Genomic DNA, 24,039 nt, shown 5'->3' on the forward strand with positions numbered 1-24,039 from the left:
GGGAATTGATGGCACTTCAGGCTAGACAGGCGCTATGAGACTTCAAGCTTAGATTTCTATCGATTCTTCATAAGAAAACTAATTTTAGGACTTTAATCTGGGGTAACTAATCCAGCACCTTCCTGTCGAACTCGGGCAACTCATCGAGAAACAGCACGCCTTCGTGCGCCAGGGTGATTTCCCCCGGCTGCGGGCGACTGCCGCCACCGACCAGCGCTGGCGCGGAGGCGGTGTGGTGCGGCTGGCGGAACGGGCGTTGCGGCCAGTGGGTCAGCGGCCCGCGCCCGGCGACGGAATGTATCGCGGCCACCTGCAGCGCCTCGTCTTCGTCCAGCGGAGGCATCAGGCCGGGCACCGGCCGCAGCGTGCCGGAAAGCGCCAGTTCGCCCAGGCATTCCAGCTCCTCCAGGCCGGCGGCATCGGCCAGTTGGCCGCTGGCGGCGAGGATGCCCAGGGCGATGGCCAGGTCGAAGCGCCCGCCGTCCTTGGGCAGGTCGGCCGGGGCGAGATTGAGCGTGATTCTGCGGTTGGGGAAATCGAAGCCTGAGTTGAGCAGGGCGCTGCGCACGCGGTCCTTGCTTTCCTTCACGGCGCCTTCGGGCAGGCCGACCAGGGTCAGCGACGGCAGGCCGTTGGCGAGGTGCGCCTCGACGGTGACGCCGGGCGCTTCCACGCCGACCTGGGCGCGGCTATGGACGATGGCGAGGGACATGGATCACTCCTGGATCGCATGCCACCCGCCAGGCGGGGCCTATTCTTCGGCGGCGGGGGCGTTGGTATCGGCAGGCGCGGACAGCCTGGCTTCCATCTCCGCGACCTTGGCTTCCAGCGCCTCCAGGCGGGCGCGGGTGCGCGCGAGGACGACCATCTGGCTGTCGAATTCGTCGCGGCTGACCAGGTCGAGCTTGCTGAAGGCGCTCTGCATCAGAACCTTGAACTGGGCTTCCAGCTCGGCCTTCGGCAGGGGCGATTCGCCACCGAACAGGCGTCCGGCTTGTTGGCTGATGGCATCGAGGAAGGCTTTGGGCGGCAGCATGGTTCATGGGTTCCGGATTGAATCAGAGCGCAGTCTATCACGCAGCCGGCGCTGGCTGCGGCGCCCGGGGTTGCACGCTTTTTGAGCAGTGTGCCCGCTCGCCGTGCGCGCTTTCGGTGCGCCAACGCGGCGCTGGCGTTTCGCCAGAAATCCTCGTTTGAGCCCAAGTAGCTGATGCCACGGGGCTTTTCACGAACTGGCAAGCTTCATGCTTTGGGGCAGATAGGGCGTGCACCGATGCAGTTCCGGTGCTGCAGGCGAGGCGGAGGATCGCTTCGGTCAACGCAGTCGGAGTGCTGAGGTAGGGCGGCCGGCGCATTACAAAAGCCAGACACTGCGCTTAGACTTGTCCCCGGGTTCGTTCTTCCTGGGGCGGGTCCACCAAAACACGGGAGAGAGTTACATGAAGCTAGTCACAGCCATCATCAAGCCGTTCAAGCTGGACGACGTTCGTGAGTCGCTGTCCGAGATCGGCGTGCAGGGCATCACTGTGACCGAAGTCAAGGGCTTCGGCCGGCAGAAGGGCCACACCGAGCTGTACCGTGGCGCGGAATACGTTGTCGATTTCCTGCCCAAGGTGAAGATCGACGTCGCCATTGCCGATGACCAACTGGATCGTGTTATCGAAGCCATCACCAAGGCCGCCAACACCGGGAAGATCGGTGACGGCAAGATCTTTGTCGTAAATCTGGAACAGGCCATTCGTATCCGTACCGGCGAAACCGGCACCGACGCGATCTAAGCCAAGCCCACACCGAACCCCACGCCCCAGGAGAAACAACAATGACTCTGCGCAAATACGCAGGGCTAGGCGCCCTATTGCCCCTCGCAATGCCCGGCCTGGCCATGGCCGACGAGGCAGCGGCCCCCGTCCTGAACAGCGGCGACACCGCCTGGATGCTGATTTCCAGCGCACTGGTGCTGCTGATGACCATCCCCGGCCTGGCCCTGTTCTACGGCGGCATGGTGCGCGCCAAGAACGTCCTGTCGATCATGATGCAGTGCTTCGCGATCACCGCGCTGGTCAGCATCCTCTGGGTCGTCTACGGCTACAGCCTGGCCTTCGATACCGTCGGTATGGAGAAGGGCGTGGTCAACTTCGCCTCCTTCGTCGGCGGGTTCGACAAGGCCTTCCTCAGCGGCCTGACCAGCACCGGCCTGACCTCGGCGGCCGCGCTGTTCCCCGAAAGCGTCTTCGTGATGTTCCAGATGACCTTCGCGATCATCACCCCGGCCCTCATCGTCGGCGCCTTCGCCGAGCGCATGAAGTTCTCCGCGATGCTGATCTTCACCGCGCTGTGGTTCACCCTGGTCTACGCACCGATCGCCCACATGGTCTGGAGCGGTGACGGCGGCCTGCTGTGGGACTGGGGCGTGCTGGACTTCGCCGGCGGCACCGTAGTGCACATCAACGCCGGTATCGCTGGCCTGGTGGCGTGCATCGTGCTCGGCAAGCGCAAGGGCTACCCGACCGCTGCCATGGCGCCGCACAACCTGGGCTACACCCTGATCGGCGCCGCGCTGCTGTGGGTGGGCTGGTTCGGCTTCAACGCCGGCTCCGCCGCCGCCGCCAACGGCACCGCCGGCATGGCCATGCTGGTCACCCAGATCGCCACCGCTGCTGCCGCCCTGGGCTGGATGTTCGCCGAGTGGATCACCCACGGTAAGCCGAGCGCCCTGGGCATCGCGTCGGGCGTCGTGGCTGGCCTGGTTGCCGTCACCCCGGCCGCCGGTACCTGCGGCCCGATGGGCGCCATCGTGATCGGCCTGGCTGCCGGCGTGATCTGCTTCTTCGCCGCCACCAGCCTCAAGCGTGCCGTCGGCTACGACGACTCCCTGGATGCCTTCGGCGTGCATGCGGTCGGCGGTATCGTCGGCGCCCTGCTCACCGGCGTGTTCGCCGCACCCGCCCTGGGCGGCTTCGGCACCGTGACCGACATCGGCGCGCAACTGTTCACCCAGTTCAAGGGCGTGGCCTTCACCATCGTCTACACCGGTATCGTCAGCTTCGTGATCCTCAAGGTCCTGGACCTGGTCATGGGCCTGCGCGTCACCGAGGAAGAGGAAACCGTGGGCCTGGACCTCTCCCTGCACAACGAGCGCGGCTACAACCTGTAAGGGTTCGCGCACGTTCGACGAAGGGCGCCCTCGGGCGCCCTTTGTTTTTTCGATCAGCACGCTAGAATGCGCGCGCATCACCGTTAGCGACGGAAGGATTGCCCGCCATGTGGCAGCAGAAGACCCTCACCCTGCGCCCTCGCCCGCGAGGTTTCCACCTGGTCACCGACGAGATCCTGGCCGCGCTGCCGGAGCTGTCGCGTTGCCGGGTCGGCCTGCTGCACCTGCTGTTGCAGCACACCTCCGCCTCGCTGACGGTCAACGAGAATGCCGACCCTTCGGTGCGCCGCGATTTCGAGCGATTCTTCAATCGCCTGGTGCCCCAGGGGGAAGGCGGCTACGAGCACGACTACGAGGGCCCGGACGATCTTCCGGCGCATTTCAAGGCCAGCCTGCTGGGCTGCCAGCTGACCCTGCCGATACAGGAAGGAGGGTTGGCATTGGGCACCTGGCAGGGTATCTATCTGGGCGAGCACCGCGATCACGGCGGCCCGCGGCGGATAGTGGCGACCTGGCAGGGCGAGCTTGTATGAATTTTTTCCGGCTGCGTTCGTCAAACCGCGCAGCTGGGCTATAACTAACGTGCTTTGCAGCACCACAGAGGTTGAATAATGAGCGACGAAGAACTGGAACAGGACGAGCTGGACGGCGCTGACGAGGATGATGGCGAGGAGCTCGCCGCAGCTGACGACAGCGAAGTCGACGCCGACAGCGGCGACGGGGATGAAGCCCCTGCTTCGAAGGGCGGTGGCAAGAAAGCCAAGGCCGCTGCTGAAGAAGAGGAACTGCCCTCGGTCGAAGCCAAGCAGAAGGATCGTGACGCCCTGGCCCGCGCGATGGAGGAGTTCCTCAATCGCGGTGGCAAGGTGCAGGAGATCGAGCCGAACGTCGTGGCCGACCCGCCCAAGAAGCCGGATAGCAAATACGGCAGCCGCCCTATCTGATATCTGAGGTTTCATGAAAACAGCCCCGTCGCTCCCTCGGAGCGGCGGGGCTTTTTCTTAGCCGTTTATTTCCTGCGATCTGTCATGAGCGTAGGAGCGGACTCCGTCCGCGATTGGACGCCGGCGCGATGCGGACAGTCCCCTCCCCAGCCCTGGCCATGCGCCCCGCTCCAAAGGGAGAGGGAGCAGATCGCGCGAGCGAACGCGCCGCGACGCAATCGGCGGATAACCCGTTCCGGGTTATGCGCCCTACGGTCCTGCGTTGTAGGAGCGAGCTTGCTCGCGAACCAGGGCTCCTGGAAACCGCAGGGTTCAGGCAGTTCGCGAGCAAGCTCGCTCCTACGAAAAGCCTTCAGAGCTTGGCCAGCACACCCGGCAGTTCGGACAGGTTGTGGATGATCGCGCTGGGCGCCTCTTCGCCGTCCCACGGCTTGCGCATCGGGTTGAACCAGATGGCCTTCATGCCGGCACGGCGCGCGCCGGCGATGTCGTCACTGGGGTGGTCGCCGATATGCACGGCGTGCTCCGCCGCCACGCCGCCGCGCTTGAGCGCTTCCTGGAAGGGATGCGGGTCGGGCTTGCCGACGCCGAGCTCTTCCGCGCAGAGGGCGAACTGGAAGTAATCGGCCAGGCCCAGGCGGCGCACGTCGGCGTTGCCATTGGTGAGCACGCCCAGGATGAAGCGGTTGGCCAGTTGCTCCAGGGTCGGGTGCACCTCGGGGAACAGCGCCACCTGGTGCCGCGCGTGGAGGAAGGTCTGGAAGCCGGCTTCGGCCAGTTCGCTGGCCTCGGCCTGTGGATAACCCGCATCGAGCAGGGCATGGAACAGGATGCGCCGGCGCAGCTCGCTCAGGCGGTGCTTGAGCATGGGGTCCTGCTCCATCAGCCGCGAGCGGATCGCCCACAGGTGCTCGATCGGCACCGGGCCCAACTGCGTGGCGTTCACCGCCAGCCAGTCGCGCAGGGTCGCTTCCGCGCTGTTCATCACCGGGGCGACATCCCACAGCGTGTCATCGAGGTCGAAGGTGACCAGACGGATACTCATTCTTCTGCTCCGGGTTTACGGCGTGCCCGCGGGTGCGCCTGGTCATAGACCGTGGCGAGGTGCTGGAAATCGAGGTGGGTGTAGATCTGCGTGGTGGCGATGTCGGCGTGGCCGAGCAGCTCCTGCACCGCGCGCAGGTCCTGGGACGACTCCAGCATATGGCTGGCGAAAGAGTGCCGCAGCATGTGCGGGTGCAGGTGCTGGCCGAGTTCGCGCACCCCAGCCTCGCGCACGCGCAATTGAACGGCGCGGGGCGTCAGGCGCTTGCCGCTGCGGCCGATGAACACGGCGTTGTCCTGGGGCGATGCCAGCGCCCGTAGCGGCAGCCACTGTTCGATGGCCTGCCGCGCGGCGCGGCCGACTGGCAGTTCGCGCACCTTGTTGCCCTTGCCGTGCACGCGCACCAGGCCGTCCTGGAGGTCCAGCCATTCCAGGTCGAGGGCGACCAGCTCGGAGAGGCGCAGGCCCGAGGAATAGAACAGCTCCAGCAGCGCCTGGTCGCGGCGGGCGATGAAGTCGTCCTCGACGCCGCCGTCGAGCAACTGCGCGGTGCGGTCGGTGTCCAGGGTGCGCGGCAACTTGCGCGCGCCCTTGGGCGCGGCGAGGCCGTCGGCGGGGTTGTGCCGGCAGACGCCTTCGCGGATCAGGTACTGGAACAGCCCGCGGGTGGCCGACAGCAGGCGCGCCAGGCTGCGACTGGCAAGACCCTGCTGGTGCAGGCGGGCGACGAACAGGCGCAGGTCGCGCACCTGCAGTGCGGGCCACTCGGTCAGCGAGGATTTCTCGCAGAGCGCGGCAAGGCGCAGCAGGTCGCGGCGATAGCCGTCGAGGGTATGGACGGACACCTGGCGCTCGCTGCGCAGGTGTTCCAGGTAGGCGTTGATGCCAGCTTCAAGCTCCAAGCGACAAGCTCCAGGTGAAAAGCACAGTCCCCGCCCAGCGTACTGCGACCGCTTGCGGCTTGCAGCCTATAGCTTGCAGCGTCGCGCTAGCGTACCGAGCGCAGTGGCGTGGCGAAGCGCGGCAGGGTTCGCGCCAGCACTTCGGCGACGTAGCCCAGGAACAGGGTGCCCAGCGAGCTCTTGTAGTGCTGCGGGTCGGGGCTGCCGATCGCCAGCACGCCGTGCAGGCCCTGGAAGGTCAGCGGCACCACGGCGGCGGAGCCGACCTGGTCGCGTTCGCTTTCGCAGAACAGGAAGGCCAGCTCGTGGGGGCGCAGCACGCCGCACACGGTTTTGCCGCCCGACAGCAGGCCGCCAATGGCCTGGTGCGCCTCGGCGCTGCTCACCGAGCGGCCCACCGGCAGGTTGTTGTCGCTGAACAGGATCAGGCTGACGTAGGGCACGAGGAACTCGTGGCGCAGGCTGTCCTCCACCGTGCTGACGATTTCCTCCAGGCTGGTGGCATCGAGCAGGTCGAGCACCAGGCGGCGGGTCTTGTCGAACAGGCGGTCGTTGTCGCGGGCCACGTCCATCAGCTGCGACAGCCGATGGCGCATCTCGATGTTGCGCTCGCGCAGCAGGCGCACCTGGCGCTCCACCAGCGACACGGCATCGCCCGGCTGGTGCGGAATGCGCATCTCCGGGATCAGCTCGTCATGGTCGACGAAGAATTCAGGGTGCCGGCGAAGATAGTCGGCGACCTGTTCGGCTTCGAGCGTAACGGTGGGGTCCTGCGGAGTATCGGTCATAAGCGTCCCGGTTATAGACGTACCTGGCCTTCGAACACCCGCACGGCGGGCCCGGTCATCATAACGGGCTGACCCGGTCCTGCCCACTCGATGGACAACCGTCCGCCGGGAAGGTCGATCTGTACCGGCGACTGCAGCCAGCCCTGGCGGATGCCGGCAACCGCGGCGGCGCAGGCGCCGGTGCCGCAGGCCAGCGTCTCGCCGGCGCCGCGTTCCCAGACGCGCAGGCGCGCCTGGTGCGGATTGACGATCTGCAGGAAGCCGATGTTGGCCTTCTGCGGGAAGCGTTCGTGGACTTCCAGCTTCGGCCCGAGGGTGCGCACCGGGGCGCTGTCCACGTCATCCACACGCAGCACGCCGTGCGGGTTGCCCATGGAGATGGCCGCCAGCGGGTACTGCTGGCCGTCCACTTCGACGGGATAGCTCAGCGCCTCGGCATCCGCCTGGAACGGCACCTGCTCGGGCGCCAGGCGCGGCGGGCCCATGTCCACGGTGACCTGGCCGTCGTTGGTCAGGGTCAGCTCGATCATGCCGCCCTTGGTTTCCACGCGGATGGTCTTCTTCGCGGTCAGGCGCTTGTCCACCACGAAGCGGGCGAAGCAGCGCGCGCCGTTGCCGCACTGTTCGACCTCGGTGCCGTCGCAGTTGAAGATGCGGTAGCGGAAATCCGCGTCCGGCGTGCTCGGCGGCTCGACGATCAGCAATTGATCGAAGCCGACGCCGAAGTTGCGGTCGCCCCACTGTTTGACGTGGCGTGGTTGCACGTGGGCGTGCTGGCTGACCAGGTCCAGGACCATGAAGTCATTGCCCAGCCCGTGCATCTTGGTAAAGCGCAGAAGCATCGTCGTCTCGGCCTCAGTCCGGCAGCAGGCTTTCGCCGGCGGTCAGCTCGTGGCGACGCAGCACCGCTGCGGCCGAGCTATCCACCGGCACCTCGGCGGCGCGGCCCCGGGTGTTATCGTTGGAATTCATGACGAAACCATAGGCGCCGGCGCAATGGACAGCCAGCGGGTCACCTTCTTTCGGGGCGGGATGGCAAGACGCCGGGGAGACTTCGCCGCCAGCGCCCAAGCGCCCGGCGCGCGCCGCAAACGGCACGTCCCCCGCGATCGGTTGCCCGTCGCGGACGTTGAAGGCGTCCATGGGAAACGCCCTCAGAGACCGTAGCGGTCCTTGCTGTGTTCGCTCTTGGCCTTCTGGTCGTCCGGCAGGTAGAGCGGGCCTTTCTGGCCACAGCCGGCCAGCGCGGCGGTGAACACGGCGAGCGCGACGAAGGGAAGCAGCAGTCGCTTCATGGCGGAATCCTTGTAATAAAGCGTCGATTGCCCCGGAGTATACCGACCCCCCGCCGGCTTGCCTATTCAAGCGGGCTCCCGCCCGGCGGGGCTTGTGGCTCGCAGCGGCGGGCGAGTGGCCCTATGATGGTGGGCAAAAACGGACGTGCCGATGGACTATCGCGATCCCCTGCCCAGCTCGGTGTCGGTGGCCTACCTGCAAGGCCTCGTGGAGCATCTGCAGCGCCAGGGCGTGGCGCCGTCGCGGTTGCTGGCGACGGTGCACCTGGAGCCGGCGATCCTCGCCCAGCGCGACCAGCGCATCGCCGCCAGCGCCTACCTGGAGCTGGTGGGCGCCGGCGTGCGCCTGAGCGGCGACGACAACCTCGGCCTGCATCTGGGCGAGGCCGTGCGGCCCGGCTACTACGGCGTGCTCGGTTACCTGATCATGAGCTGCGCGACCCTCGCCGACGCCCTGCACCGCCAGGCGCGCTACGCCGCGCTGGTGGGCAACCTGGGCCGCGTCGAGCTGGCCGACGAACCCCCGCGGCCGGGCGGCGAGGCGCTGGTCAGGCACAGCTGGACGCCGCTGCTGCCACAACAGCAGCGGCAGATGAGCGAGGAAACGCTGGCCGGCTGGGTCAGCTTCGGCCACTGGGTCAGCGGTGTGGACGAGCCGCCGGTGGAGGTGCGCTTTTGTCACAGCGCGCCGGCCGATGTCAGCGAGCACGAGCGCATCTTTCGCTGCCCCGTACTGTTCGACCAGCCGGACAATGCCCTGGTCTTCCCCAAGCGCCTGCTGGGGCTGCCGCTCGGCCAGGCCGACGCCCAGGTGCAGCGCACCCTGGACGCCTATGCCGAGCGCCTGCTGGCGCAGATCAACAAGGGCGACAGCGTGCTCGACCGCGCGCGGCTGGCGCTGGCGCGGCAGCTGCCGGAGCAGGGCGCGGAGCTGGAGCGCCTGGCGCAGACGCTGACGCTGAGCCCGCGCACCTTGCAGCGGCGGCTGCGCGACAGCGGCCTGTCGTTCAGCCAGCTGGTGGACGAAACCCGTCAGCAACTGGTGCTGCACTACCTGCACGACCCGGCGCTGGACAGTGCCGACATCGCCTACCTGCTGGGTTTCAGCGAGGCCGGCTCGCTCGCCCGGGCATTCCGGCGCTGGACGGGGCAGAGTCTGGGCCAATACCGGCGTAGACTGGTGCCTTTGACTGATTCCGAGGACGATGCATGAGCACTTTGAGCGAAGCCCGCTTCCATGACCTGGTGGACGCCGTACAGGTAACGGTGGAGGACGCCTTCGACGACAGCGACCTGGACGTGGACCTGGAAAACTCCAGCGGCGTGCTGACCGTACGCTTCGAGAACGGCACCCAGCTGATCCTCAGCCGCCAGCCGGCGCTGCGCCAGCTGTGGGTGGCGGCGCGCTCCGGCGGCTTCCACTTCGACTACGACGAGTCCGGCTCGCTGTGGATCTGCGACAGCACCCGCGAACCGCTGGGTGCGCTGCTCAACCGCGCGACCCTGGAACAGGCCGGTGAGGATGTCGACTTCCCCGGCATCTGAGCCGCAGGCGAGCGTCGCCTCGCCCTGCTGCCGGCGCTGTTGCCTGGACGACGCGGACATCTGCGTCGGCTGCGGGCGCACCCTGGGCGAGATACTGGAATGGAACCAGGCCGGCGGCGAGCGCCGCCGGGCGATCCTGGCGGACTGCGAAAAGCGCCGAAACAACCACTCGCCGAAGTGGTGACTGGTCGGTGTTGCTTATTTTCTGTGCTGTGTTAGTGTCCGGGAAAACCCCGCCTTGGGCGGGGTTTTTCTTTTTTCGAATTTGACGCGGTGGTCGCCCGCCGGACGTCACTACTGCCAGAACACCCAGGGCCCCGTACGCGCGAGCGTCCGGGGCTCTCCTGTAAGGAGACTGCCAACCATCATGACCACGCCACCCATCACCGTGACTCGACTCGACCTGCAACGTCTGGAGCGCCTGCTCGACAGCCTGGATGAGTACGGCCCCGCGGCCGAGGCGCTGGAGGCCGAGCTGGCCCGCGCCACCGTGGTCGGCCACGACGAGGTTCCGCCGGGCGTGGTCACGATGAATTCCACCGTGCGCTGCCGCGAGGAAGGCAGCGGCAAGGAATACCACCTGACCCTGGTCTACCCGGCTGACGTCGGCGGCGAGGGCAAGGTGTCGATCCTGGCCCCGGTGGGCACGGCGCTGCTGGGCCTGACCACCGGCCAGACCATCGACTGGCCGGCGCCCAGCGGCAAGACGCTGAAGCTGACCCTGCTGGAAGTGGAATACCAGCCCGAAGCGGCCGGCGAATACGACCGCTGAGTTCCCGCCCGGGAAGTTCCCTCCCCGGGCGCCCGGTCCGGCCGTTCAGGCCTCGGCCAGCGCCCGGTTCAGAGCCTGCTCCAGGCTCTGCTTGTAGCGCAGGAAATGCACCGTCTGCAGCTCGCCGCCCTCGCGCATGGCCGACAGGTCCAGGTCGGTGATGTAGCAGGGATAGCGCTCCTGCCCGCGGCGGCGGTCGAGGATGTGCCGGGCCACGGCCTGGAACAGTTCGCTGCCGAACTCCAGCTCCGAGAATTCGCGGTGGTTGCAGAACAGCGTGGTGCGCGCGCGCTGGCCTTCGCCCGGTTCGACGATGGCCTGCACGTTGTAGTACGGCAGCGCTTCCAGCGGCTGCGGCGCGTTGCGCCGCTCGATGCGCTGGGCGCGCTGGTGGCCGTTGCTCACCACTTCGTAGAAAAGAATATCGGCACCCACCGGGCCCTGGTCTTCCAGTAGCGAGATCACCGCGTTACGGCGGTATTGCACCGATTGCAGGAAGCGCTGCAGCGGCAGCAGCAGGCCTTCCTCGGTGTCGTAGTCCTGGCGGCGCCGCCACAGGGCATTGCGCTCGTCGAGGATGGTGATCTCTGCGCTGCCCTCGTCCAGGCGGTAGAACACCTGCACGGTATTGGCCCGGCCCAGCGGCAGGATCATCGCCAGGTCGTCGCCCTCCAGTGCGTGCCGGTCCAGTTGCAGGAAGCCGCTGTCGTCCTGGGTGTCGCCCAGGTGCTCGACCAGCGCCGGCAACCCCTCGATGACCCGGTGGCTGACGCTGCCCGGAATCAGGTGCAGCAGGTGGAAGTGCTGGCGCACCTGCAGCAGGTAGCGCCCGCCCTTGCCGCTGGCGAGTTGCGCGTGGGCATCGCGGAACAGGTCTTCCACGCGCTGGGCGATGGCGCCGGCGCGGTTGCGGCAGAAGCAGCGCACCAGCAGGCGCGGCGGCGGGGCGTCGCCGGGCAGGGCGTTGAGGAATTCGCGCAGGCAGTCGAGCAATGCGTGGGGGCCGGCGTAGCGGCTGACCAGCAGTTCGTTCCAGCTGTTGAGGGTGATCTGGTCGAGGGTCAGCACCAGGTTGTCGCGCACACCGGAGTAACCCAGGGAGTCGGTGCGCTCGGTGGTCATGTGCACGTTCATCTGGCTGTGCTGGCGCAGCGGGTCGACGCCGACGTTGACCAGCAGCACCACCTGGGACGGCACCGCGCTGCGCAACAGGGCGCTTTCCGGCACCTCGGAGAGCGGCAGCGGCAGGGCCTGTTGCAGGCAGCCCAGCAGGTTCTGCAGCTCGAACTCGGTCAGGTCGCTGGCGCCCGGTTGCAGGGACAGCCGCGTGGTGGCGTCGATGACGCCGTTGCGGTGGCTCCAGGCGAGCAGTTCGATGAGGTCGCGGGCGCGGCGCAGCGGGGCGAAGTCCGCCATCTCCACCAGCGACAGGTTGCCGCCGAACAGCGCCCAGTACGGCGGCTTGCCGGCCTCGCCGCCGGGCAGCTGGGCGAGGGTGAGGATGTCTTCGGCCATGTCCGGGGCAATGCCCGGGTTGATGAACTCGACCTTGCCGGCCTTGCGTTCGAAGGCGGCGTACAGGCGCCGGCCGAGGATGCCCATGTCCCGCGGGTTGATGCCGCTGGCGGCGTGCTGCAGGCGGGCGAACTGGGAGAGGAAGCGGTAGCTGTGGGTCAGTTCGTTGACCAGCGCGCGGCGCTCCAGCAGCACCTGACGGACCTTCCACTGGCTGCGGCTGTCGAGTTGGGCGAAGGCCCGGTTGTCCCATTTCCAGGGGGCGGAGACGCGCTCCATCACCTTGCGCTGCCAGCTCTTGTGGCCCTGGCGCGGCGGGCGGCTGAGCTTCTTGCCGACCTTCAGGTAGAGGCAGCGGCGGATCAGCTCCAGGCGCTCGGTTTCGCCGCGCGCCGTGAGGTATTCCTCCAGGCGGCGGTAGAGCATGACGTAGGGGTCCAGTTCCTCCACATCCAGGCGGCCGGCATAGATCGCCTGCTTGTAGCGCAGGCTCAGGCAGGAGACCTGGGGGTGTTCGCTGGCGTAGACCTCGGTGAGCAGGAGCTTGAGCACCGATTTGTACGGCGACTCGATGCCCTTGAACAGCTGCCACATACCGGCGCCGATGAATTCGCCGGGGGGGATGCGCGCCAAGTGGCCGAGGTCGAGCACGTCTTCGGCGCGGATGAAGCGCTTGCTCAGCAGTGTCTGGCAGTACTCGGCGTAGCGGCTCTCCTCGTAGACCGGCACCAGCCACCACAGCGGCGTGCGCCCGCCGAGCCAGATGGCGGTGCGGTAGAACTCGTCCAGTAGCAGATAGTGCTGGCTGGTGCCGCAGTCATCGGAGGTCAGCCGCGCTTCGCGCGCGCCCTGGGTGTAGCGCTGCGGGTCGACGAGGAAGCAGTGCACCTCGGCGCCCTGGGTGGCGGCCCAGTGTTCGAGCAGCTCGCATTTGCGACGCAGCTCGGCCAGTTCCTTTTCGGCGAGGTCCGAGGCGTGGCAGACCCACAGGTCCAGGTCGCTCTGCTCGGCCTGGGCGACGGTGCCCAGGCTGCCCATCAGAAACAGCCCATGGATCGGCAGCGGCGGGTTGCCGCGGCGGGGCTTGTAGCTGAAGGAGCGGGTCAGGCGCTGGGCTTCGGCGAGGATCTCGTCGTCCGGGACGAAGTTCGACAGCCCGGCGGGCGTGCTGGCCGAGACGTAGCCGGGGAGCAGCGGGTGGTTCACGTCCAGCAGTAGCGGTAGCAGCTTCAGCACCAGTTGCTGGCGCGTGGACAGCGCATCGCTGGCCCGTTGCAGACGCGCGGCATTGACCTTGAGGAAGCGCTGACGCAACTGCGTCAGCACCTTTCGGTCGATGCCGTCGTCGATGTCCGGGCGTATCTCGGGGGTGAGCGTCATGGCGTACTGCAGCCTGGCCAGCGGCGCCGCATCAGGTCATGCGGCGCTCGGAAGTGTGCCAGGTTATCGCCCGCTCGCGGGGGAACTTGAGATCAGCCGCGCAGGATGCCGAGCAGGACCTGGGCGTGCTCGGCGGCGTCGAGACCCAGGCTGGTGAGGTAACCGCCATCGCGCTGATCGATCAGCCCCTTGGCGTGGAGCCGGCCGGCGGCCGCCACAGCCTCGGCGGAGGCGTCATGGTGGACTTTCAATCCCGCCTGGCTGTTCTCCAGGTCATACAGCGCCAGCAGGTCCAGTTCCTCAACCATTTCTTTCGTGAAAGCCATTCGCCTAACTCCCGATGGTCAATGAAGCTCCAGTGTAGTCTCAAGTCCGACCGGTTCGGCAAGCGGTCTCGTGTCTCAACCGGTTACGCCTCGCTGCCGTCGGGCAGGGTCGGCAGTGCGCGCAGGGCCTGCTCGTACCACTGGCCGTCGAACGGGCGGTCTTCGGCCAACATCGCCTCGATCTCGTGGGCGAGCACCAGCGCCATCAGGTGCAGGGCGTCCTCGCGCTCGTAGCCGACCAGGGTCAGCTTGTTGAACACCGCGCGGGCCGCCGCGGGGCTCTCGTTTTCGATCTGGTTCTCGATGGCCTGGACCAGGGTGTCTTCGGCGAAGGACTCTTCGCCATCGTCGTGCTCGCTCATCACAGTGTGCTCCGCTGGGCTTGTGAAGCGCCGGGAAGTTGGCCAACCTGCGGGGCAACTTCCGATGCGTAAAAGGATCGTCGGGCGACATGATCACCTATTACACCCTCGTCGGCGACCGCCTGGTGCGCCACAACGGCAACGAGTGCCATGGCATGCCCAAGGACACGCTGTGGATCGACCTGTTCCAGCCCACGCCGGAGGAGGAGCAGTTGCTGGAGTCCATCATCGAGGTGGACGTGCCGACCCGCGAGGAGATGGCCGAGATCGAGGACTCCTCGCGCTTCTACGAGAGCAAGGGCGCGCTGTACATGACCACCACCGTGGTCGGCGGCATCCGCGAGCACAAGCCTAGCAGTTCGGAGGTCACCTGTGTGCTGACGCCGAACTGGCTGGTGACGGTGCGCTACACCGACCTGCTGGCCTTCCGCACCTTCGAGACGCGCACCCAGCGCGGCGGCTGCGAAGGGCGCAGCGACCAGCTGTTCGTGACCCTGATGGACAGCGTGGTGGACCGCATCGCCGACGTGCTGGAGACGGTGCAGAAGCAGCTCGACAGCCTGGGCAACGACATCTTCCGCGAGGGCCAGGCGGCCGAGAAGGCCGACCTGCAGGAAGTGGTCAAGCAACTGGGACGCAAGAACTCGCTGCTGTCCAAGCTCAACGAGAGCCTGCTGAGCATCAGCCGGCCGCTGGGCTACTTCCGCCAGGGCAGCAACAACGAGTGGATCAGCGACGAGGTGAAGCTGGGCATGAAGTCCGTGGAGCGCGACGTGCGCTCGCTCAGCGAGTACCAGACGAAGATGGCCGGGGAGATCACCTTCCTGCTGGACGCCACCCTGGGGCTGATCAACATCGAGCAGAACAGCATCATCAAGGTGTTCTCCATCGCCGCGGTGCTGTTCCTGCCGCCGACCCTGGTGGGCACGGTGTACGGCATGAACTTCGCGCACATGCCCGAGCTGCAGTGGCTGGCCGGCTACCCGATGGCCCTGGTGGCGATGGTGATCTCGGCGATCATTCCCTACTACTGGTTCAAGTACAAAGGCTGGTTGTAGGAAAAGTCGGAGTTATTCAGGAATTTCCTGACTTCTACTCCTGATTGGGGATTGATGTCGGTCAAGTGAGGTGGCGCCGGTGGTGCGCAAAGTGAGGGAGTCCCATCAACCCTCGCCACCCCTTAAGGAGGAGAACATGCCCCCGTCCGACAACAAGACCCGCGCGCCCAAGCCGAGCGCCGTCGACCTACCCGTCCCCACCACCGGCGGTGCGGAAATCCGCGCCCAGAGCAGCGGTCCCGTGGCCCTGAAGGTGGCCATGGCGCCGCGTGGCACCAATGAGGACTCCACCTCCGCCGAGCTGCCGGCCAGCTACCCGTACCGCACGCGCCTGCAGCGCCGCGAATACGAAAAGACCAAGGCCGAGCTGCAGATCGAACTGCTGAAGGTGCAGAACTGGGTGAAGGAGACCGGGCAGCGCGTCGTCGTGCTGTTCGAAGGCCGCGACGCCGCCGGCAAGGGCGGCACCATCAAGCGCTTCATGGAGCACCTGAACCCGCGCGGCGCACGGGTCATCGCCCTGGAAAAACCCAGCGACGCCGAACTTGGCCAATGGTATTTCCAGCGCTACATCCAGCACCTGCCCACCGCCGGCGAAATCGTCTTCTTCGACCGCTCCTGGTACAACCGCGCCGGGGTCGAGCGGGTCATGGGCTTCTGTTCGCCGCGCCAGTACCTGGAGTTCATGCAGCAGACCCCCGAGCTTGAACGCATGCTGGTGCGCAACGGCATCCACGTCTTCAAGTACTGGTTCTCGGTGAGCCGCGAGGAGCAGTTGCGCCGCTTCGTTTCGCGCCGCGACGACCCGCTCAAGCACTGGAAGCTGTCGCCCATCGACATCCAGTCGCTGGACAAGTGGGACGACTACACCCAGGCCAAGGAAGCGATGTTCTTCCACACCGACACCGCCGATGCGCCCTGGGTGGTGATCAAGTCGGACGACAAGAAGCGCGCGCGGCTGAACTGCCTGCGGCATTTCCTGCACACGCTGGATTACCCGGGCAAGGACCTGCACATCGCCCATGCCCCGGACCACCTGCTGGTGGGGCGCGCCGCCGAACTGGACCGCGACGAGATGAAGGCGGCGCCCGTGGCGAAGGTCGCCAGCCCGGCCATCGAGCGGGTCGAGCCGGACGAGGAGGCGATCCCGGCCTGAGTCACTGCTGGCTGATCAGCATGAGCTGGCCGGACACGGCGCGGGCGTTGCGATCGACGATGATTGGCGCCCAGGGTCGGCCGGAGGCGCTGACCAGGGCGTTGCTCTTGCTGTTCATGTCCAGCAGCGCCTTGCTCAGGTACTCCCAGCGGGTGCGCAGCTTCTTGGTGGCGTCGCTGTCGGGCAGTTGGCCGATGCGCTGGGAGAGCAAGGGCACCAGCACGCTTTCGTCCTGGCCGAGGTATTCCTGGGGCTGCTCGCGGGCCAGTTCCAGCCCGCTCATGTAGGCGCGGCCCAAGTACTGGGTGGCGAGGTATTCCACGCGCACCGGCAGTTCCCACAGAGGAATCTGGCTGGCGTCGGCGCTGGCGGGAACGAAGCGCTCCGCCTGGTTGAGCAGGTCGCGCAGGGCGCGGCTCAGGTCCTGGTTGTAGCGCCAGGGCAGGTCTTCTTCCTTGGGGCCGTAGGAAACGCCGTTGCGAATCTGCGTAACGAAGGCGGCATGCGCCTTCTTCAGCGCCTCGTCGGCCTTGGGGAAGCCCTTGATGGCATTGTCCAGCGTCGCCAGGTCCTTCTCCAGCTGGGCGGCGTGGGTTTCCTGGAAGCCTTCGCCGCGCAGCAGCAACAGGCTGTTGATCGAGCGGCAGGTGTAGACCTGCAGGGTCTGCAGCTGCAGTTCCTCGCTAGGGAGGTTGGCCTGGGCGGCGAGGGCGAAGAGTCCGAGACAGCACAGCATGAACCCGCGAACGAGATCGAACATGGCGGAGGCGTCCTTATTGTTATTGTGAGCCGCGCGATTCGCCGCATGTAAGTCTTTCTGGCGCCAGAAACGCAGCTATCCCTAGGCTAGCCGCGAACGCGTGCGCTGCAACCGACCGAAAGAGTGATTTGCGTCCGATGGAGGTGCCGGCGGAAGGTCGGAGGGGGAGGACCGCTCTGGGGAGAGAGCCTGACCTTCCGCCGGGCTTTGCGGGCTGGCGTCAGAAGCGCCAGTAGGCGGAAAGGGTGGTCTGGTCGAGGTCGATGTCGCCGACGTCCAGGTACTCCTGCTCCAGGCGCACGCCCAGGCCGCCGATCAGGTCCATCTCGCCGCCGAAGCCATAGAGCGGGTCGACATCGTCGGATTTGCCGGCGGCGTCGTCGTCGGCGTGCCAGGCGTGTACGCCGGCGATGCCGTACAGGCGGATGCGCTGGCCGATGGGGAAGCCCAGGTGCACGTTGGCCTGCAGCGACTCGCCGTCGAAGTGCTGGTTGCCATCGCTCATCTCGCCGAAGTCGACCACCGCGCCTTCCAGGGACAGGTAGTTGTTCAGGCGGTAGCCGGCATACAGCTTGTAGCTGTTGTCATGGTCGTCGAAGGAGCGGTCGTCGATCTCGAGGCGGGTGACGCCGCCACCGACATAGAGGCCGCTGTCGTCGGCCATCGCCAGGGCCGGAGTGGTGAGGGCGAGGGCGCAGAGGAGTTTCGAAAGGCGCATAGGATTCCCTTGCGGCTGGCGCAGACGCCGGCCGCCTTGCTGTCGTGCGGAAGGTTCGGGTGCCACCCTGGCGCGGCTATTCGGGCGCCAGCGCGGCGGCGGGGCATTAGAGCGGGGTGGCCGGGGGCGCGACCATCGAAGCGTGTCGAGAGTGGCCTGGCTTTTGTTCTAGACGCGGCAGGGCGGGATCAGGCGTGGGCGGCCTGGCGCAAGCGCTCGCGGTCGAGGATCTCGATGCCGCCGTAGCTCAGGCGGACGATGCCCTGGGCTTCGAGGTCCTTGAGGATCTGGTTGGTGGTCTGCCGCGACAGCGACAGCATGGCGGCCAACTGGTCCTGCGGCAGGTGCAGTTCGCGCTTGGCGATGGCCGACTCGCCGTAGCCCTCCGCAATCATCAGCAGGCGCCGGGCCAAGCGCGGCGCGGCCGGCAGCAGGGACAACTCCTCCAGCACGGCGAAGGTGATGCGCAGCTTGTGGCTCATCAGCAGGGCGAAGTCGCGCCAGTATTCCGGGTGCTGCGCCAGCAGCGCCTGCAACGGCGCCAGGGGTACCTGCAGCAGCACCGTGGCGCCCTCGGCATAGGCATCGTGGGTGCGCGGTTGGCCGTCGAACAGGCAGATCTCGCCGAACCAGTTGGGCGCTTCCACCAGCGCCAGCAGCGCTTCCTTGCCCGATTCGCCGACCACGCTCACGCGCATCGCGCCTTCCACCACGCAATACAGGCCGCACGGCGCGTCGCCGCGGGCGAACAGGCGCTGGCCGGCGGGCAGGCGGCGCACCACGGCGGCGTCGCACAAGGCCTGGCGCAGCCCCTCGGGGAGGGTCTGGAACCAGCGGCCATCGTGCAGGCTGGAGAGGTAGGGCTTGGCGTCGGTCATGGGCAATGTCGGCTAACTGACAGAGTGGCGAGGCGCACCTCGCCATCATGCCAGTACCTTGCGGGAGAACAACAATGAAAACTCTGGTCGATCACCTTGCTCAATATGCCGCCTACCATCGTGACCGGCGGAACATCGTCAGCCATTTCATCGGCATTCCAATGATCGTGCTGGCCATCGCCACCCTGCTGTCGCGCCCGGGCATCGAACTCGGCGGCCTGCTCCTCTCGCCTGCCACGCTGCTGGCGCTGGCCTCGGTGGTCTTCTACCTGCGCCTGGACCTGCGCTTCGGCCTGCTGATGACCGCACTGCTGGCGCTGTCGCTGTGGGTCGGCGCGGCGCTGGCGGCCGGCAGCACGGCCTATTGGCTCAGCTGGGGGATCGGCCTGTTCGTGGTGGGCTGGATCATCCAGTTCGTCGGTCACTGGTACGAGGGGCGCAAGCCGGCCTTCGTCGATGACCTCACCGGGCTGATCGTCGGCCCGCTGTTCGTGGCCGCCGAAGCGGCCTTCCTGCTGGGCCTGCGCGATGACGTGCGCCACGCCGTGGAAGAACGCGCCGGCCCTACCTGCATCCGCGAGAAGAAGGCGACCGCCTGATCACTCAGACCCGCTGAGCTGGCGGAGGATGCGCGCGCTGTCGGGGTCGGCCGGGAAGAAGGTTTCCAGGGCCAGCTCCGACAGTGTCACGTCCACCGGCGTGCCGAACACCGTGATGGTGCCGATCAGGCTGCACACGCCCAGCTCCGTCTGCAGTTGCACCGGGATCAGCACCATGTCTCCGTTGGCCGCTTCGTCGTAGGGCGGCGCCGGATAGGCCGCCACCTCGTCACGCAGCGCCGCCAGCGCCGGGTCGCCGCTGGCCTCGAAGTCGCGCTGCAGGCGCTCCACCACATGCGCCTTCCACGGCCCGAGGTTGAGGATGCGCGGCGCCAGCCCCTTGGGGTGCAGGCTCATGCGCAGCACGTTGATCGGCGGCAGCAGCAGCTGCGGGTCGACGCCGATCAGGAAGATATCCACCGTGCGGTTGGACGCCAGCAAGTTCCAGTGGCGGTCCACCACCATGGCCGGGTTCGGCTCATGGGCCTTGAGCAACTGATCGATGGCCTGCCGGGCCACGGTCAGCGCCGGGTCGTCCAGGCCCTTCTCCGAATACACCGGGGCATAGCCGGCGGCACTGAGCAGGCGGTTGCGCTCGCGCAGCGGAATGTCCAGCTGTTCGGCCAGGTGCAGGAGCATTTCGCGGCTGGGCAGGGCGCGGCCGGTTTCGACGAAGCTCAGGTGGCGCGTGGAGATATCCGCGTCGCAGGCGAGGTCGAGCTGGCTGAGCCGGCGACGCTGGCGCCATTGGCGGAGCAGGGTGCCGACCGGTTGGGCCGGGGTGTTCTTGGCGGGGCTGTTCATCGTCGGACCGTTCATAGCGGGACTGGCCATGGCATCGAACGATAGACCGGCCGCCGGGTAACGGCCATTACCTGGCAGGTAATCGACGCACCTACGTCCGGAGCGGATTCTTCAGCCACACGCCGCCAACCGGTGGCGACCCCTGAAGGAGCTTCGCCATGACTCTGCTGCAACCTTCCCCGCTGCTTCGCCTGACCCTGAAAGTCGATGCCATCGCCGGTGGCGCCATGGGCCTGCTGATGGCCCTGGCCGCACAACCGCTGGGCGAACTGCTGGCCCTGCCCTTCGTCCTGCTGCTGGTGGCCGGCATCGTGCTGTTGCCGCTGGCGCTGGTGCTCTACTGGATGAGCAACCAGACGCTGCTGTCGCGCACCGGCGTCTGGGCGGTGATCGCCTTGAACGCGCTGTGGGTGGTGGAGAGCATCGCCCTGCTGGTGACCGGCTACGTGCAGCCCACCGCCCTGGGCTACGCCTTCGTCATCAGCCAGGCGCTGGTGGTCCTGCTGCTGGCCGAGCTGGAGTTCTTCGGCCTGCGCCGGTCGGAGAGTCTGGCGCTGTGATGTTCGCGAGCAAGCTCGCTCCTACGAAGAGCACTCCGGCGCTGGCCTGTAGGAGCGAGCTTGCTCGCGAACCGCTTCACGCCAAACTTCGCAGATGAACCTTGTAGGATGGGTGGAGCGCAGCGATACCCATGCGGTCGGTGCGCGGAATCGATGGGTATCGCTGTGCTCCACGCCATCCACGTCGGCGCTCGTCGGCGACTCTGCGGGATGCGAACCGCTTTACGCCAAGGCTTCACGAACGAAGTCGAGGCGATCCTGGCCGAAGAACATCTCGTCGCCGACGAACATCGTCGGTGCACCGAACATTCCGCGCTTGATCGCCGCTTCGGTATTGGCCTTCAGCGCGTCCTTCACTTCCTGATCGGCGGTCAGCGCCAGCAGTGCCTGCGGATCGAAGCCCGCCTCGGCCAGCCACGGGCCGAGCACCGCGGGGTCGCCCAGGTTCAACGCCGCCACCCACATGCCCTTGAACACGCAGGCCAGCAGCGCCTCGAAGCGTTCCGGCTGGCGCAACTGCACGCCGGTGGCGGCGCGCATCAGGGTGAGGGTGTTGATCGGGAAGTGCGGGTTCATCTGCAGCGGCACGCCGTAGCGGCGGGCGAAACGCTGCATGTCGATCATCGTGTAGCGGCCCTTGGCCGGGATGGCGATGGGCGAGGCATTGCCGGTGGCCTGGAACACGCCGCCCAGCAGCACGGGCCGGTAGACCAGTGCGGCGCCGGTTTCGGCGCAGATCTGCGGCAACTGGGTGTAGGCGAGATAGGAAGTCGGGCTGCCGAAATCGAAGTAGAACTCGACGCTCTTGCTCATGAGTGGCTCTCTCTTTTTGTAGGTTCGCAACATCGACAGACGACCTTGCGAGCTAGAGCCAGGCTAGGCGGAATCCAGCAGGGGCGCGGACCTTTTGCTTTGATAGTCAGCGTTTGTAAATGAGCAGCCCCTGCTGGATTCCAACGACGCCTGGCCGACGCGCAGCTAGTCGTCTTTCGATTTTTCACCAGCGCTCGATCCACGGGCGTAGATCCAGTTCGAAGGTCCAGGCGTCGCGCGGCTGGCTGTGCAGGTACCAGTAGCTGTCGGCGATGTGCTCGGGATCGAGGATGCCGTCCTGGTCCTTGAGCGCGTAACGCTCGGGGAAGGTGTCGCGGATGAACTCGGTGTCGATGGCACCGTCCACCACCACGTGGGCGACGTGCAGGCCCATCGGCCCCAACTCGCGGGCCATGCTCTGGGCCAGCGCGCGAATGCCGTGCTTGGCCCCGGCGAAGGCGGCGAAGCCCGAGGCGCCGCGCAGGCCGGCGGTGGCCCCGGTGAACAGGATCGTGCCGCGCTGGCGCGTGACCATGCGCTTGGCCACCTCGCGGCCGGTGAGGAAGCCGGAGAAACAGGCCATTTCCCAGATCTTGAAGTACTTGCGCGCCGTCTCCTCGAGGATGCTGCAGGGGACGTTGGCGCCGATGTTGAAAACGAACGCCTCGATGGGGCCGATGTCGCGTTCGATGGTTTCCACCAGCTCGATCACCGCCTCTTCCTTGCGGGCGTCGGAGGCGAAGCCGTGGGCTTCGCCACCTTCGGCGCGGATCTGCTCCACCAGCGGTTGCAGTTTGTCCGCCGAGCGCCGGGTGACGCAGGCGACGTAGCCTTCGCGGGCGAAGCGACGGGCGATGGCGCCGCCGGTGGCATCGCCGGCGCCGATGACCAGGACGACTTTCTTGTTCGACATGCTCGTTTCCTCTGCGGTGCGCTTCTTTGGTAAACGGTCGTTAGGTAAACGAACGTTATGTTAATCTGTGCGGCATCGTCAACCGCTTCGCCGGAGTCGCCCCGATGCGCTACTCAGCCACCCACAAGGAAGAAACCCGCCAGCGCCTGCTCGACAGCAGCGGCGCGCTCGCCAAGCAGGGCGGCTTCGCCACCACTGGCGTGGATGGGCTGATGAAAGCGGTGGGCTTGTCCGGCGGCGCGTTCTACAACCACTTCGGCTCGAAGGACGAACTCTTCGCCGCCATCGTCGCCCGCGAGTTGCAGCAGAGCGTCGAGCGCCTGGCCGGCAAGGGTAAGGTGCTCGACCGCGCACGGCTGGAGCGCAGCCTGAAGCGCTACCTGAGCATTGCCCATGTGCAGGATGCCAGCGCCGGTTGCGCGATTCCGGCGCTGGGCGCGGAGATCGCCCGCGCCGACGCGTCCGTGCGGCAGAGCGCCGAGGAGGCGCTGCTGGAGTTGCAGCAGGCCTGGGCCGAGCTGCTTGGCTCGCCGGAGGACGCCTGGGCGCTGCTGGCGCAGTGCATCGGCGCGTTGGTGGTGGCGCGGATGGTCGCCAGCGAGAAGACGCAGAAGGCGGTCATCGAGTCGAGCCGGGATTTCCTGCTGCGCCATATCGACCAGAGTTCGGACCTGTAGGAGCGAGCTGGCTCGCGAACAAGTCCCGTGGGCGCATAACCCGGCACGGGTTATCCGCCGGGATGGCGGATAACGCCGTAGGCGTTATGCGCCCTACGGCTGAGCGGGGCCTGTAGGAGCGAGCTTGCTCGCGAACCCGGCACTGTTGCGGAGATGGTTCGCGAGCAAGCTCGCTCCTACGAAAAGCAGGTCGGTGCGGGTCAGAGGCCGCGGATGGCCAGGTCGGCGCCGAGCAGTAGCAGCCCACCGAAGAAGCAGCGGCGGAACGCCAGCGGGCTGATGCGCGAGCGCAGCCAGGTGCCCAGGTACATGCCCGCCAGCGCCGGCAGCAGAGCCAGCAGCGACAGGCCCAGCACGTCCGCCTGCAGCAGCGAGCCGTGCTGGCTGAGGGTGATCGCCAGGGCCAGCGTCGAGACGGTGAAGGACAATCCCAGCGCCTGCACCAGATCGTCCTTTTCCAGCCCGAGTGCCTGCAGGAACGGCACGGCGGGAATCACGAAGACGCCGGTCACCGCGGTAATGCCGCCAGTGATCACGCCGATCAGCGGCGCCAGCCAGCGCTCCTGCGCCGTCGCCACGCTGAAGCGCTTGTTCGACAGTCCCAGCAGCGCATAGAGGATCAGCGCCACGCCCAGCAGCGGCGTCGCCGCTGGCCAGTTGCGCCCCGCCAGCAGCCAGCCGACGACAAGCGTGCCGATGACGATGCCGACCAGCATGCCCCACAGGCGTTTGAGCAGCCCGAGGAAGCGCGGCCCGGCGGCGAGTTGCCAGATGTTGGTGACGGTGGAGGGGACGACGAGGATGGCCGCCGCCTGCATCGGCGGCATCACCAGTCCGAGCAGCCCGACGGCGACCGTGGGCAGGCCGAGCCCCACCACGCCCTTCACCAGGCCGGCGAGGAGGAAGGTGAGGACGATCAGTTCGAGGTGTTGGGGGAGGGCGTCGAACATGGCCGGGCCTTGTTGAAAGCAAGGCCGGCAGGATACGGGGCTTTGGGCTTCAGGGGAAAGCGTGCCCCTCTCCCCAGCCCTCTCCCTGAAGGGAGAGGGAGCCATCCGTGCCGGCTGAGAGAATA

The 24,039-nt window shown here is 66.9% G+C and carries 29 protein-coding genes and 2 pseudogenes; 13 read left to right on the plus strand and 18 right to left on the minus strand.

Translation table 11 applies throughout. The features are described from left to right. Nucleotides 1–118: 118 nt before the first annotated feature. Both ACNFIA_RS10295 and ACNFIA_RS10300 read right to left on the minus strand, forming a co-directional pair. A pseudogene (locus ACNFIA_RS10295) lies at nucleotides 119–712 on the minus strand (magnesium chelatase domain-containing protein); the annotation flags it as partial. Between the two features lie 39 nt (nucleotides 713–751). Next, a complete protein-coding gene (locus ACNFIA_RS10300) occupies nucleotides 752–1,036 on the minus strand; it encodes an accessory factor UbiK family protein (RefSeq protein ID WP_416784640.1) in 285 nt (94 codons plus the stop codon). A 403-nt stretch (nucleotides 1,037–1,439) separates the two neighbouring features. Between ACNFIA_RS10300 and glnK the strand changes: the two genes are divergently transcribed. From glnK to sutA, 4 genes are all read left to right on the plus strand, one after another. Continuing rightward, nucleotides 1,440–1,778: a P-II family nitrogen regulator gene (gene glnK, locus ACNFIA_RS10305; protein ID WP_003457590.1), complete on the plus strand. Its 339-nt coding sequence runs from the start codon at nucleotides 1,440–1,442 to the stop codon at nucleotides 1,776–1,778. A 41-nt stretch (nucleotides 1,779–1,819) separates the two neighbouring features. Next, a complete protein-coding gene (locus ACNFIA_RS10310; RefSeq protein ID WP_259758052.1) occupies nucleotides 1,820–3,154 on the plus strand; it encodes an ammonium transporter in 1,335 nt (444 codons plus the stop codon). A gap of 107 nt (nucleotides 3,155–3,261) precedes the next feature. Continuing rightward, nucleotides 3,262–3,687 (plus strand): secondary thiamine-phosphate synthase enzyme YjbQ, encoded by a 426-nt coding sequence (locus ACNFIA_RS10315; RefSeq protein ID WP_259758051.1) that lies wholly within the window; start codon nucleotides 3,262–3,264, stop codon nucleotides 3,685–3,687. Between the two features lie 78 nt (nucleotides 3,688–3,765). Next, entirely contained in the window at nucleotides 3,766–4,098 is a 333-nt protein-coding gene (gene sutA / locus ACNFIA_RS10320; RefSeq protein WP_017520751.1) for a transcriptional regulator SutA, read from the plus strand. 352 nt (nucleotides 4,099–4,450) lie between these two features. Here the strand turns inward: sutA and ACNFIA_RS10325 are convergent, their stop codons facing one another. The 6 genes and pseudogenes from ACNFIA_RS10325 to lptM all read right to left on the minus strand — a co-directional run bounded on the left by ACNFIA_RS10325 (nucleotide 4,451) and on the right by lptM (nucleotide 8,128). Beyond that, nucleotides 4,451–5,143 carry an HAD family hydrolase gene (locus ACNFIA_RS10325; RefSeq protein ID WP_416784643.1) on the minus strand — a complete coding sequence of 231 codons (693 nt, stop codon included), beginning with the start codon at nucleotides 5,141–5,143 and terminating at the stop codon, nucleotides 4,451–4,453. Then, entirely contained in the window at nucleotides 5,140–6,045 is a 906-nt protein-coding gene (gene xerC / locus ACNFIA_RS10330; RefSeq protein WP_416784645.1) for a tyrosine recombinase XerC, read from the minus strand. Before xerC ends, ACNFIA_RS10325 begins: the two co-directional genes overlap by 4 nt. A gap of 86 nt (nucleotides 6,046–6,131) precedes the next feature. Beyond that, the gene (locus ACNFIA_RS10335; protein ID WP_259758046.1) at nucleotides 6,132–6,833 is read right to left on the minus strand and encodes a DUF484 family protein; all 702 of its coding nucleotides are present in this window, start codon (nucleotides 6,831–6,833) and stop codon (nucleotides 6,132–6,134) included. 11 nt (nucleotides 6,834–6,844) lie between these two features. Then, nucleotides 6,845–7,675: a diaminopimelate epimerase gene (gene dapF, locus ACNFIA_RS10340; protein ID WP_259758045.1), complete on the minus strand. Its 831-nt coding sequence runs from the start codon at nucleotides 7,673–7,675 to the stop codon at nucleotides 6,845–6,847. 13 nt (nucleotides 7,676–7,688) lie between these two features. Further along, a pseudogene (locus ACNFIA_RS10345) lies at nucleotides 7,689–7,970 on the minus strand (diaminopimelate decarboxylase); the annotation flags it as partial. Between the two features lie 17 nt (nucleotides 7,971–7,987). After that, nucleotides 7,988–8,128 carry an LPS translocon maturation chaperone LptM gene (gene lptM / locus ACNFIA_RS10350; protein WP_081515193.1) on the minus strand — a complete coding sequence of 47 codons (141 nt, stop codon included), beginning with the start codon at nucleotides 8,126–8,128 and terminating at the stop codon, nucleotides 7,988–7,990. A gap of 151 nt (nucleotides 8,129–8,279) precedes the next feature. On the opposite strand from lptM, the gene ACNFIA_RS10355 reads away from it, so the two are divergent. The 4 genes from ACNFIA_RS10355 to rnk all read left to right on the plus strand — a co-directional run bounded on the left by ACNFIA_RS10355 (nucleotide 8,280) and on the right by rnk (nucleotide 10,445). Next, on the plus strand, nucleotides 8,280–9,341 hold the full coding sequence (locus ACNFIA_RS10355; RefSeq protein WP_416784649.1) for an AraC family transcriptional regulator: 1,062 nt from the start codon (nucleotides 8,280–8,282) through the stop codon (nucleotides 9,339–9,341). Next, nucleotides 9,338–9,673 carry an iron donor protein CyaY gene (cyaY, locus tag ACNFIA_RS10360; RefSeq protein ID WP_259758043.1) on the plus strand — a complete coding sequence of 112 codons (336 nt, stop codon included), beginning with the start codon at nucleotides 9,338–9,340 and terminating at the stop codon, nucleotides 9,671–9,673. The genes ACNFIA_RS10355 and cyaY overlap by 4 nt, the downstream gene beginning before the upstream one ends. After that, nucleotides 9,651–9,857, plus strand: a complete 207-nt coding sequence (locus tag ACNFIA_RS10365) for a DUF1289 domain-containing protein (RefSeq protein ID WP_259758042.1) — start codon at nucleotides 9,651–9,653, stop codon at nucleotides 9,855–9,857. The genes cyaY and ACNFIA_RS10365 overlap by 23 nt, the downstream gene beginning before the upstream one ends. Nucleotides 9,858–10,040: 183 nt before the next feature. Continuing rightward, nucleotides 10,041–10,445 carry a nucleoside diphosphate kinase regulator gene (gene rnk, locus ACNFIA_RS10370; RefSeq protein WP_259758040.1) on the plus strand — a complete coding sequence of 135 codons (405 nt, stop codon included), beginning with the start codon at nucleotides 10,041–10,043 and terminating at the stop codon, nucleotides 10,443–10,445. Nucleotides 10,446–10,490: 45 nt separating this feature from the next. Here the strand turns inward: rnk and ACNFIA_RS10375 are convergent, their stop codons facing one another. The 3 genes from ACNFIA_RS10375 to ACNFIA_RS10385 form a co-directional block, all read right to left on the minus strand. Further along, entirely contained in the window at nucleotides 10,491–13,340 is a 2,850-nt protein-coding gene (locus tag ACNFIA_RS10375; protein WP_416784652.1) for a class I adenylate cyclase, read from the minus strand. A 92-nt stretch (nucleotides 13,341–13,432) separates the two neighbouring features. After that, the gene (locus ACNFIA_RS10380; RefSeq protein ID WP_259758038.1) at nucleotides 13,433–13,666 is read right to left on the minus strand and encodes a TIGR02647 family protein; all 234 of its coding nucleotides are present in this window, start codon (nucleotides 13,664–13,666) and stop codon (nucleotides 13,433–13,435) included. 83 nt (nucleotides 13,667–13,749) lie between these two features. Then, nucleotides 13,750–14,028 (minus strand): hypothetical protein, encoded by a 279-nt coding sequence (locus ACNFIA_RS10385; RefSeq protein WP_416784654.1) that lies wholly within the window; start codon nucleotides 14,026–14,028, stop codon nucleotides 13,750–13,752. 89 nt (nucleotides 14,029–14,117) lie between these two features. Here ACNFIA_RS10385 and ACNFIA_RS10390 point away from each other — a divergent pair, with 89 nt between their 5' ends. Both ACNFIA_RS10390 and ppk2 read left to right on the plus strand, forming a co-directional pair. Beyond that, entirely contained in the window at nucleotides 14,118–15,086 is a 969-nt protein-coding gene (locus ACNFIA_RS10390; RefSeq protein WP_259758035.1) for a magnesium transporter CorA family protein, read from the plus strand. Nucleotides 15,087–15,327: 241 nt separating this feature from the next. Next, nucleotides 15,328–16,242, plus strand: coding sequence for a polyphosphate kinase 2 (gene ppk2 / locus ACNFIA_RS10395; protein ID WP_259759497.1), 915 nt, complete (start codon nucleotides 15,328–15,330; stop codon nucleotides 16,240–16,242). A 1-nt stretch (nucleotide 16,243) separates the two neighbouring features. Here ppk2 and ACNFIA_RS10400 read toward each other — a convergent pair whose 3' ends face one another. The 3 genes from ACNFIA_RS10400 to ACNFIA_RS10410 all read right to left on the minus strand — a co-directional run bounded on the left by ACNFIA_RS10400 (nucleotide 16,244) and on the right by ACNFIA_RS10410 (nucleotide 18,598). Then, on the minus strand, nucleotides 16,244–17,002 hold the full coding sequence (locus tag ACNFIA_RS10400; protein WP_416784657.1) for a hypothetical protein: 759 nt from the start codon (nucleotides 17,000–17,002) through the stop codon (nucleotides 16,244–16,246). Between the two features lie 220 nt (nucleotides 17,003–17,222). Then, nucleotides 17,223–17,720 (minus strand): porin family protein, encoded by a 498-nt coding sequence (locus ACNFIA_RS10405; protein ID WP_416784659.1) that lies wholly within the window; start codon nucleotides 17,718–17,720, stop codon nucleotides 17,223–17,225. Nucleotides 17,721–17,908: 188 nt separating this feature from the next. Further along, on the minus strand, nucleotides 17,909–18,598 hold the full coding sequence (locus tag ACNFIA_RS10410; protein WP_416784661.1) for a Crp/Fnr family transcriptional regulator: 690 nt from the start codon (nucleotides 18,596–18,598) through the stop codon (nucleotides 17,909–17,911). 74 nt (nucleotides 18,599–18,672) lie between these two features. Here ACNFIA_RS10410 and ACNFIA_RS10415 point away from each other — a divergent pair, with 74 nt between their 5' ends. Beyond that, nucleotides 18,673–19,197, plus strand: coding sequence for a DUF962 domain-containing protein (locus ACNFIA_RS10415; RefSeq protein ID WP_416784662.1), 525 nt, complete (start codon nucleotides 18,673–18,675; stop codon nucleotides 19,195–19,197). Here ACNFIA_RS10415 and ACNFIA_RS10420 read toward each other — a convergent pair whose 3' ends face one another. After that, a complete protein-coding gene (locus ACNFIA_RS10420) occupies nucleotides 19,198–20,001 on the minus strand; it encodes a helix-turn-helix domain-containing protein (protein WP_416784664.1) in 804 nt (267 codons plus the stop codon). 158 nt (nucleotides 20,002–20,159) lie between these two features. On the opposite strand from ACNFIA_RS10420, the gene ACNFIA_RS10425 reads away from it, so the two are divergent. Further along, nucleotides 20,160–20,561: a hypothetical protein gene (locus tag ACNFIA_RS10425; protein WP_416784666.1), complete on the plus strand. Its 402-nt coding sequence runs from the start codon at nucleotides 20,160–20,162 to the stop codon at nucleotides 20,559–20,561. A gap of 222 nt (nucleotides 20,562–20,783) precedes the next feature. Here the strand turns inward: ACNFIA_RS10425 and ACNFIA_RS10430 are convergent, their stop codons facing one another. Continuing rightward, nucleotides 20,784–21,374 carry a 2-hydroxychromene-2-carboxylate isomerase gene (locus tag ACNFIA_RS10430; RefSeq protein WP_416784668.1) on the minus strand — a complete coding sequence of 197 codons (591 nt, stop codon included), beginning with the start codon at nucleotides 21,372–21,374 and terminating at the stop codon, nucleotides 20,784–20,786. A gap of 184 nt (nucleotides 21,375–21,558) precedes the next feature. Then, nucleotides 21,559–22,287 carry an SDR family oxidoreductase gene (locus ACNFIA_RS10435; protein WP_416784670.1) on the minus strand — a complete coding sequence of 243 codons (729 nt, stop codon included), beginning with the start codon at nucleotides 22,285–22,287 and terminating at the stop codon, nucleotides 21,559–21,561. Nucleotides 22,288–22,391: 104 nt separating this feature from the next. Between ACNFIA_RS10435 and ACNFIA_RS10440 the strand changes: the two genes are divergently transcribed. Continuing rightward, on the plus strand, nucleotides 22,392–22,964 hold the full coding sequence (locus ACNFIA_RS10440; protein WP_416784672.1) for a TetR/AcrR family transcriptional regulator: 573 nt from the start codon (nucleotides 22,392–22,394) through the stop codon (nucleotides 22,962–22,964). Between the two features lie 200 nt (nucleotides 22,965–23,164). On the opposite strand, the gene ACNFIA_RS10445 is transcribed toward ACNFIA_RS10440, so the two are convergent. Beyond that, entirely contained in the window at nucleotides 23,165–23,914 is a 750-nt protein-coding gene (locus ACNFIA_RS10445) for a sulfite exporter TauE/SafE family protein (protein WP_416784674.1), read from the minus strand. Nucleotides 23,915–24,039 lie beyond the last annotated feature (125 nt).

Origin of the sequence: Pseudomonas sp. NY15437 (assembly GCF_048068435.1) — a bacterium.
Lineage (GTDB): Bacteria > Pseudomonadota > Gammaproteobacteria > Pseudomonadales > Pseudomonadaceae > Pseudomonas > Pseudomonas nitroreducens_B.